This window comes from Paenibacillus sp. 01T442 (genome assembly GCF_056398345.1).
This window is the reverse complement of record NZ_JBFTPF010000127.1, coordinates 1-8,779: the sequence shown is the minus strand read 5'-3', so window position 1 is coordinate 8,779 and position 8,779 is coordinate 1. Positions and strand designations below refer to the sequence as shown.

The 8,779-nt window shown below is 46.0% G+C and carries 11 protein-coding genes; 10 read left to right on the top strand and 1 reads right to left on the bottom strand.

Annotated elements, in window-relative coordinates:
• The 9 genes from rimM to AC1DLM_RS33670 form a co-directional block, all read left to right on the top strand.
• The coding region (rimM, locus tag AC1DLM_RS33710) for a ribosome maturation factor RimM (RefSeq protein WP_477572424.1) at positions 1-382 on the top strand (382 nt) is incomplete at its 5' end.
• Complete coding sequence (gene trmD, locus AC1DLM_RS33705; RefSeq protein WP_441990542.1) at positions 379-1,143, top strand: tRNA (guanosine(37)-N1)-methyltransferase TrmD; 765 nt, start codon at positions 379-381, stop codon at positions 1,141-1,143. The genes rimM and trmD, both read left to right, overlap by 4 nt.
• Before the next feature lie 163 nt (positions 1,144-1,306).
• Entirely contained in the window at positions 1,307-1,648 is a 342-nt protein-coding gene (gene rplS, locus AC1DLM_RS33700; protein ID WP_028558249.1) for a 50S ribosomal protein L19, read from the top strand.
• Positions 1,649-1,749: 101 nt separating this feature from the next.
• Positions 1,750-2,361, top strand: coding sequence for a signal peptidase I (gene lepB / locus AC1DLM_RS33695; RefSeq protein ID WP_441990541.1), 612 nt, complete (start codon positions 1,750-1,752; stop codon positions 2,359-2,361).
• Between the two features lie 11 nt (positions 2,362-2,372).
• Positions 2,373-3,236, top strand: coding sequence for a ribosome biogenesis GTPase YlqF (ylqF, locus tag AC1DLM_RS33690; protein WP_477572423.1), 864 nt, complete (start codon positions 2,373-2,375; stop codon positions 3,234-3,236).
• Positions 3,237-3,373: 137 nt separating this feature from the next.
• Positions 3,374-4,021 carry a ribonuclease HII gene (locus AC1DLM_RS33685; protein WP_477572422.1) on the top strand — a complete coding sequence of 216 codons (648 nt, stop codon included), beginning with the start codon at positions 3,374-3,376 and terminating at the stop codon, positions 4,019-4,021.
• Between the two features lie 65 nt (positions 4,022-4,086).
• Positions 4,087-5,934 (top strand): hypothetical protein, encoded by a 1,848-nt coding sequence (locus tag AC1DLM_RS33680; RefSeq protein ID WP_477572421.1) that lies wholly within the window; start codon positions 4,087-4,089, stop codon positions 5,932-5,934.
• Complete coding sequence (locus AC1DLM_RS33675; protein WP_441990538.1) at positions 5,931-6,251, top strand: EscU/YscU/HrcU family type III secretion system export apparatus switch protein; 321 nt, start codon at positions 5,931-5,933, stop codon at positions 6,249-6,251. Before AC1DLM_RS33680 ends, AC1DLM_RS33675 begins: the two co-directional genes overlap by 4 nt.
• A complete protein-coding gene (locus AC1DLM_RS33670; protein ID WP_171635772.1) occupies positions 6,248-6,625 on the top strand; it encodes a YraN family protein in 378 nt (125 codons plus the stop codon). The genes AC1DLM_RS33675 and AC1DLM_RS33670 overlap by 4 nt, the downstream gene beginning before the upstream one ends.
• Before the next feature lie 68 nt (positions 6,626-6,693).
• Here the strand turns inward: AC1DLM_RS33670 and AC1DLM_RS33665 are convergent, their stop codons facing one another.
• Entirely contained in the window at positions 6,694-8,265 is a 1,572-nt protein-coding gene (locus tag AC1DLM_RS33665) for a YifB family Mg chelatase-like AAA ATPase (RefSeq protein ID WP_477572420.1), read from the bottom strand.
• A gap of 194 nt (positions 8,266-8,459) precedes the next feature.
• Between AC1DLM_RS33665 and AC1DLM_RS33660 the strand changes: the two genes are divergently transcribed.
• Entirely contained in the window at positions 8,460-8,717 is a 258-nt protein-coding gene (locus AC1DLM_RS33660) for a hypothetical protein (protein WP_056624884.1), read from the top strand.
• Positions 8,718-8,779: the final 62 nt, after the last annotated feature.

Below are 8,779 nucleotides of genomic sequence, written 5' to 3'. Positions count from 1 at the left end.
AAATAAGCAAACGCCGGTGACGGTGAAAACGTCCCGCTTACATAAAAACGTATTTATTGTCTTGTTCAGTCAATTCTCGAATATTAATGATGTTGAGAAATTTAAAGGCTCTCTGCTTAAGATTGAGGCTAAGGATCAAAAGCCGCTGGAAGAGGGAGAGTATTATTATCACGAAATCATCGGCTGTAAAGTCATCACAGAAGATGAGCAAGAGCTGGGACTGATCTCTGAAATACTAACGCCAGGAGCTAATGATGTCTGGGTGGTTTCTTTACCAAAAGGTAAGCAGCTATTACTTCCCGTGATTGATGATGTCATTCTAAAAGTGGATATTCCGAACAAAACAATTCGGATTCATTTGATGGAAGGGTTATTGGAATGAGAGTTGATGTCTTAACCTTATTCCCAGAAATGTTTGAGGGTGTATTCTCCTCCAGTATTTTAGGGAAAGCGCGTGATAAAGGGATCGTTTCCCTGAGCACGGTTAATTTTCGGGATTATTCCACGAACAAGCATAATACCGTTGACGATTACCCTTATGGCGGCGGTGGGGGCATGGTGCTGAAGCCAGAACCGATTTTTGGTGCCGTCGAAGATTTGCCAACACATCAAACAGCTGATGGAGCAGCTGTAAAACCGCGGGTCATCCTGTTATGCCCCCAGGGGGAGACCTTTACCCAGAAGAAAGCGGAAGAGTTGGCTGGTGAAGAGCATCTTGTGTTTATTTGCGGTCACTATGAGGGTTATGATGAAAGGATTAGGCAGTACCTGGTGACGGACGAGCTATCGGTAGGTGATTATGTACTAACCGGCGGTGAAATACCCGCTATGGTCATTATAGACAGTGTAGTGAGACTTCTACCTGGGGTGCTCGGGAACGAGATGTCGGCGGTAACGGATTCTTTCTCAACGGGACTTCTGGAGTATCCTCATTATACACGTCCTGCCAAGTTCAGAGATTGGGAAGTCCCTGAGATGCTTTTGTCTGGTCACCATGCCAATGTGAAAAAATGGCGAAACAAAGAGTCACTCATTCGGACCTTAGAGCGCCGGCCTGATTTGCTTGAGGGCAGAATATTGTCCAAAGAGGAAAAGTTATGGGTGTCTGAATGGAAAAAGCAAAAACAAGAATCCAATAGATAGGTCCTCAGAATCTTCTCTATTGAATTAATCTTGGGACTATGATATTATATATTCTGTTGTGATTTTTTCAACAGTTCGAGTCTGGTGGTCCTCTACGCATAACAACTTAGATTTTACTAACTATTAGCGGAATGAACACCTGTGTGGAAGGAGGGAGTCAACTATGAATCTTATTCAAGAGATTACGAAAGAGCAACTCCGTACGGATATTCCTAATTTCCGTCCAGGAGACACACTTAAAGTACACGTAAAAGTTATCGAGGGTACACGTGAGCGTATTCAGCTGTTCGAAGGTGTTGTTATTAAACGCCACGGCGGTGGAATCAGCGAAACGTTTACAGTTCGTAAAATTTCTTACGGTGTGGGTGTGGAAAGAACTTTCCCATTCCATTCTCCGAAGATTGACAAGATTGAAGTGGCTCGCCGTGGTAAAGTTCGTCGTGCGAAACTTTATTATCTGCGTGGTCTTCGTGGTAAAGCAGCAAGAATTAAAGAAATTCGATAGTAAAATGGGGGGCTTGTTCAGTCAAGTCTCCTTTTCATTTTTTCTGTACATAATAGGACATAATAGAGATCATACCAAAACTGGAAGAGAGGCCGTCAGTGATGGAAAATAACGATCAAATGCAACCTAATCAGCCGATCAGTGCTACTCCAGCAAAGACCGGGCAAACAAAAAGTGAAACGTGGGAATGGATTAAGGCGCTAGTAATAGCAGGAGTACTTGTTATTATTATTCGTTGGTTTCTCTTCTCCCCATTTATTGTTGATGGAGATTCGATGCATCCGAATTTCTTCACAGGCGAGCGATTGATTGTCAATAAAATCGTGTACGATATTCGTGATCCGAAGCGCGGCGAAGTCATCGTTTTCCACGCACCTGAAGGTAAAGATTATATTAAGCGTGTCATCGCTCTACCTGGAGAAACCGTGAAGGTAGTTGGGGACAAGGTGTACATAAACGGTGAAGAATTAGCCCAACCTTTTATCCAAGCTGCCATTGATCAAGCGGTTAAAGAAGGCCATCCGTACAACACATTACTGGATTTCCCGGAAACGAAAGTGCCAGAAGGCGAAATTTTTGCTATGGGTGATAATCGTCCGAATTCCAAAGATAGTCGTACGAAAAGTGTTGGCTTTGTGCCATACAATAAAATCGTAGGCCGTGCAGAAGTAATTTTCTGGCCGGTGAAGAAAATTAGTTTCATACATTTTTGAGGTGAAGAGAAATGACCATTCAATGGTTTCCCGGTCACATGACCAAGGCTCGCAGACAGATCGAGGAAAAGCTTAAACTGATTGACGTCGTGATTGAGCTCTTGGATGCCCGAATCCCGCTTTCCAGCCGGAACCCGATGGTTGATGAGATTTTAAAAGGCAAGCCACGTCTCGTATTGCTCAACAAGAACGATCTGGCTGATCCGCAAGTGACGGCAGAATGGGTGAAATATTTTGCAGATCAAGGCTTACCCGCCTTGCCAATTGACGCTGCGAACGGAACGCATGTCAAAGAGATTCTGCCTCGCGTCAAGCAACTTTGGGCTCATAAAATTGAGACGATGCTGCGTAAAGGGATTAATCCCCGTGCGATTAGAGCGCTCATTGTTGGAATCCCGAATGTTGGTAAGTCCACACTTATTAATCAGTTGGYAGGCAAGAAGATTGCTGCGACTGGTGATAAGCCAGGTGTGACCAAAGGTCAACAATGGATCAAGGTTGGCACCGAGATGGATCTGCTGGATACACCGGGGATTTTGTGGCCTAAATTTGAAGATCAGATGGTTGGCATGCGTTTGGCTGCAACTGGGGCCATCAAGGAAGAGCTTCTGCATTTAGATGACGTAGCTTTGTTTACCATTAAATATATGGTTCAGCATTATGGTGCTGGTATCCAGGAACGCTTTGGTGTTCAGGAACTACCGGAAGATATGGATAACATTCAAGAAATGGTGAAGGTCATGGAAGCGATTGGGCGTAAGCGCGGCGCTATTGTGAGCGGTGGGAAAGTCGATTTGGACAAAGCTTCCCTCATTATTATTCGTGATCTGAGAGCTKGGAAAATGGGCCGTATTTCGTTGGAACGACCATTTTAATGATGATGAATCAGGAAGAACCTGGGGCTGAGCCTTGGGTTTTTCTTTTTTTTGTGGAGATAAAGTTGAAAAAAATGGGTGTRGCTTGACGAAGTGACGATCCTATATAATGAAGGCATGGGAAAGGGGCCGAGATAGTGCTAGAACATGAAAAAGACATATGGCAGCAAGGTTTCACAGCGATAGCAGGTATTGATGAGGTTGGTCGCGGATGCCTATTTKGGGATGTTGTGGCTGCTGCGGTTATTCTTCCGAGGKGGCATGTGCTTGAAGGAGTAAATGATTCCAAAAAGCTATCGGAGAAGAAGCGCGAACTGCTGTTCGATCAAATAATGAATGAGGCGATATCGGTTGGTATTGGTATTGTCAATGTGGAAGATATAGAAGCAATTAATATCAAACAAGCATCAAGATTAGCTATGAAGCAAGCGATAGAGAAACTAGATCAAGTACCGGATTATTTACTTGTTGATGCTGAAAATGTGGACATAGATCTTCCTCAATCAGCCATCATTCATGGGGATGCGTTAAGTCAATCCATCGCTGCAGCTTCCATCATCGCCAAAGTAACGAGAGATCGAATGTGTCTAGAATGGGACGAGCAGTATCCAGAATTCGGAATAGCTGTACATAAAGGTTATGCGACCAAACACCATCGAGAGATGCTCTTGAGATATGGGCCTACGCCGCTACATAGAAAATTATTTATTCGTAAAATTATGGCTCAGCTTGAAGCGCAAGAGAACGAAATGCAAAACGAACAGCTCTTATTCGATCTTATTTAATGTAACGAAAATGGCATCAGACGCCGATATTATACATACGTGTAATCAGATTTGAGGTGAGCTGTATGAATATTAGTGGATTAATTCGCAACTTAGTCGGGGATTTAACGGCAGCTGATCCGAAGACGCTCGAATTAAAGGTAGGGCAAATTGTCAAAGGTGTAGTGCTTCAACTCCTGAGTGATCAAGAAGCGCTAGTGAATATAGGTGGCACGCAAGTTCGTGCAAAGCTGGAAACCMCTCTTAAGCAAGGGGATGTTACCATGCTGCAAGTGCAGCCAGAATCTAAGGGCGGTCAAATTATTTTGAAGCCGCTTGTTGCCTCCGACGTGCAGATCGCGGATGACTCGCTCGGTGAACTTTTGAAGGCTTTTGAGGTAAAGGGTTCGGCTGGTAATCGTCAAATGGTGCAGCAGATACAGCAAGAAGGCATTCCCGTGTCCAAGGAAAATGTGAAGGCATTTGAGAATGTGATGCGAGAGATGCCACAGGGAGTTAATAAGGAAGAGTGGCTGCAAGCGGCTGTATTAGCCTCGAAGAGGGGGTTGCCGCTCACACCTGCGACAGTGGATGCTTTAAAGCAAGTGACGACCGGCCCGCCGGCGGGTCAGGTGTTTGAGAAGCTAGAGCAGCAGGCGAACGCGCTGCTTGAGCAAGACCCGACACACCCTGCGGCGGATACCGCCAAGCAGGTTGTGTCGCTGCTCAAGGAGCTGCGTGCTACCGCCGCAGCTGTAAGACCTGCGGAGACGGCTGCKCCAGCCTCCGTCGCGGACGAGCCTGCGGCTGCGCAATCGCAGGCCACGGGCGCCGCACCAGCTGCTCCGCAGGCTGGTGGCACTACCGCGGCTGCGCCGCGTGGCAGCGAGCCTACGGCGGCCGCTGCAGGTGCAGCCCCGCCCGCCGCACCAGCAGCGGGCGAAGCCCCTCCCGCGCCGCCAGCAGCTGGCGCGGCAGGAGTGGCCGCTTCGGCGAAGCCAGCGGCCGACGGGCACATGGCTCAGGCGCGCAGCGCTGAGCCTGTACGGCAGGGCGAACCGCTGCAAGCGGGTTCGCCGAAGCCMTTGCCTGAAGCCCCGCCTGCGAAGCAGGAGGGCGGGCTTGCCCCTAAAGAGGCGCAGGTTAGTGCGCCTCGAGAGGCGCCCAATGCTGATCCAGAGACCAACTGGATCAGCAAAATGCTCAAAGCTGTTGGCATTGAGCATGAATCGCATGTCGCCGCCAAGCTGGACGAGCGCGGCAATCCTATGCCTGTGCGCCAACAAGCGACAGAGAATACCTTTTCGCTTTTTAGCAGCAACGGCGCAGATCAGCAAGGGGATTCTGCGAAGCCAGCCACAGAAACCCTGAAAAGCCTATTACTTCAACTTACTGCATCTGACGATACACCTGCGCCACTGAAAGAAGCGGCACAGCAAGCGGTCAGTCAAATAACGGGGCAGCAGCTTATGCTGACGAATGACAAGAATGCCATGTTTACGCAAATGACTATGTTCGTGCCCTTCCTGGACAACACAGGTCAACAAACAGCAGCTATTCATATTCAATCCCGTAAAGGAAGTCGTGGCGAGCTAGATGCTAGTAACTGTCGTCTTTTGTTTGATCTTCAGATGAAGGTAATGGGCAACACACTACTCGATGTTCAAGTCGTGAACAAAATTGTCTCGTTGAATATTCACAATGATCATCCGGCACTAGCTGGTTTGATGGAGTCATCCAAAGATGAGATTGCCACCGCCATGAATAGTGTGGGTTATCAGTTTATTTCATTAAAATGTTCGCCATACCCTAAACCTCCTGACATTCAAGAAGGTAAGGAAGAGGCAACTAAAATAGGGTCTTTGGATGGTCGCGTAGATTTAAGTGAGCATTATCGCCCGAGAACGTATAAAGGGGTTGATGTTCGCGCATGAGTCCTCCCAATAAAACGCCCGAGGAATCACAGCTTACCCCGATCAAAAAGGCAGTAGCGCTCCGTTATTCACCAGAGGCACAGAAAGCCCCAACCCTCATTGCCAAAGGGAAAGGGCATATGGCTGAAGCGATTTTGCAAAAGGCCAAGGAAAGCGGTATTCCGATTCAAGAGGATAAATCGTTAGTTGAAGTGCTATCCAAACTTGATTTGGATCAAGAAATACCGCCAGAGCTGTATCAATTAGTAGCTGAAGTACTAAGTTTTATTTACCGATCCGACCAGCGTATGAAACCTTCGCGAGGCCTAGATGGATGAACAAATTTTATAAAGATGATCGCAAAATGTTGGGAAAACAAGGTGAGGAACTGGCGTTCAACTATCTTCTAGAGCAAGAGTATCAGATTGTTGAGAGGAATTGGCGCTGTCGTTCAGGCGAGATCGATATCATTGCAGAGAAGTCGAATAAGCTCATTTTTATTGAAGTGCGAACAAGACGTCCGTCTAACCGATTCGGTACTGCCAAAGAATCGGTGGACTATCGCAAGCAGGCGAAGGTTCGTGAAATTGCACAATTTTATATGCATCGCTTTCATAAATATGAGCAATCGATTCAATTCGATGTTATTGCAGTTGAAATGTCAGAAAGTAACACGGATCCGAAAATCATACATATACAAGAAGCCTTTTGACAGTCATTTAGCCTTATGACAAGTCAAAGGGCTTTTCTTATTCAACGTATCTATATAAATACCTTAGCTTAGATAACAATTTCATCGATGCGTTGGTTTTTATCTAAATTCCGATATTGAATGGCTTCTGCAAGATGAGCGKGGAGAATGCGATCACAACCGTCTAGATCCGAAATCGTGATGGCAAGCCGTAAAATTCGATCATGCGCGCGTGCACTTAATCCTAATGCGTCAAATGAAGTCCGCAGTAGCTGATCGCACTCAGGAGTTAATTGACAAATTTCCCGCATTAATCTTCCGCTCAACTCATTATTATGCTGAATATCTGTTCCAGCATAACGCTGCTGCTGTCGCAAATGGGCCTGCATGACTCTCGCTCGCATCTCACTAGACGACAAATTAGAGGCATTATCTTTTAGTTGGGCATAGCTGGGTTTTGGAACTTCAACATGGAGATCAATTCGATCAAGAAGCGGACCTGAAATTTTGGAGCGATATTGGACGATTTTAGCGGGACTGCAAATGCAAGCATTAGCTTCTGTTTCAGCACCATAATAGCCACACGGGCATGGGTTCATAGCTGCGGCTAATATAAAATGCGAGGGGAATGTGTACACAGCTCTTGCTCTGGCAATCATGACGTAGCGATCTTCAAGGGGCTGCCTGAGTACCTCAAGGGCATTTCGTGTAAATTCCGGAAGCTCGTCTAAGAAGAGAATACCACGATGAGATAAACTCACTTCGCCGGGTTTGGGGATAGTTCCACCACCGACGAGACCGGCAGCTGAGATGGAGTGGTGTGGGGCGCGGAACGATCTTGCACGCATCAGTGTTGAACGGTCTGTTAGCTTGCCAGAAGCGCTATAAATTTTCGTAACTTCGAGTGCTTCTCGGTCTGTTAAAGGTGGAAGTATAGAAGGCAAACGCTTGATAAGCATCGTTTTCCCAGTTCCTGGAGGACCAAGGAGGAGTAAATTGTGCATGCCTGCGGCAGCGATCATCATGGCGCGCTTTACCTGATGCTGTCCATTAACGTCGGCATAATCTTCAACATAACCAAGGGAACTATTGCCGGAGATAGAGTGTTCGTCTGATTCACGCTCAAAAGTTTGGTAAATTAATTCGGTGTGAGAACGTGTGTTCCATTTCTTGAAATCGGATAGATTCGTAATGACACAAACCTCAACACCTTCGATTAAAGCGGCTTCTTGCGCGTTCGCAGTTGATAGACAAACTCGCTTAATCCCTGTTTTCTTGGCAGCATGGACCATAGATAGKACACCAGGAATTGGACGTAGAGAACCATCTAGCGCTAGTTCTCCTAGAAATAAGGTGGAAGCGAAGCCTTCAACATGCACTTGGCCTGTCGTAATGAGAATACCAACAGCAATCGCAAGATCGAAAGACGAGCCCTCCTTGCGCAAGTCAGCTGGAGCGAGATTTACCGTAATTCGGTCCATAGGGAAGGTGAAGCCACAATTTTTGATCGATGAACGTACGCGTTCTACGGACTCACGAATCGCTGAGTCAGGAAGTCCAACTAGGTTAATCTGAGGTAAGCCGCTCGAAATATCCACCTCAACTTCAATCGTTCGACCCTCAATTCCTTGTAAACAAGCACTCATCACTTTGCCATACATAAAAAACACCTTCTTCTCCACGGAATTCACAGTCACAAGAACTGAGTTTCGAATTGGATAAAAGGTGCTTCCTCATTGATCCGATTAATTTCTTTTATTATAATCGCAATTGGTAAAATTACGCAAATATTGTCGAGTCACTTTCACGTTTTAAAAATGTGCGACATGCACATACTGGAAGATGAGGTGATGATATGCAGGAGAAACCATATTTTTGTCCCAATTGCCGTTCAAATCGCATTAAATTTAATGTAATCACGAGTTATTCGCAGTCTTTTCTAAAGGATGCACTTTCCGGGAATATTACCGAATTCCATGATCCTGGCGTCATTCCTGAGCCTGAGCCAACGATTCAGTGCTTAATCTGCAACTTTTCAGCAAATGAAATGCGTTTTATTAAGCAAGCAGAGCGTGAACCACGGGTAAATACAACACCAACATCGTTCTATTAATCAAGTTGAAACATGACGTATTTTTCAGAAGATGAGAAATACGTTTTTTATTTGTCATTATT

Excerpts from the sequence above, each read along its gene's own strand:
- AC1DLM_RS33670 (WP_171635772.1), top strand. The coding sequence starts at position 6,248 with ATGAACAAATTTTATAAAGATGATCGCAAAATGTTGGGAAAACAAGGT.
- AC1DLM_RS33660 (WP_056624884.1), top strand. The coding sequence starts at position 8,460 with ATGCAGGAGAAACCATATTTTTGTCCCAATTGCCGTTCAAATCGCATT.
- rplS (WP_028558249.1), top strand. The coding sequence starts at position 1,307 with ATGAATCTTATTCAAGAGATTACGAAAGAGCAACTCCGTACGGATATT.
- AC1DLM_RS33675 (WP_441990538.1), top strand. The coding sequence starts at position 5,931 with ATGAGTCCTCCCAATAAAACGCCCGAGGAATCACAGCTTACCCCGATC.
- trmD (WP_441990542.1), top strand. The coding sequence starts at position 379 with ATGAGAGTTGATGTCTTAACCTTATTCCCAGAAATGTTTGAGGGTGTA.
- lepB (WP_441990541.1), top strand. The coding sequence starts at position 1,750 with ATGGAAAATAACGATCAAATGCAACCTAATCAGCCGATCAGTGCTACT.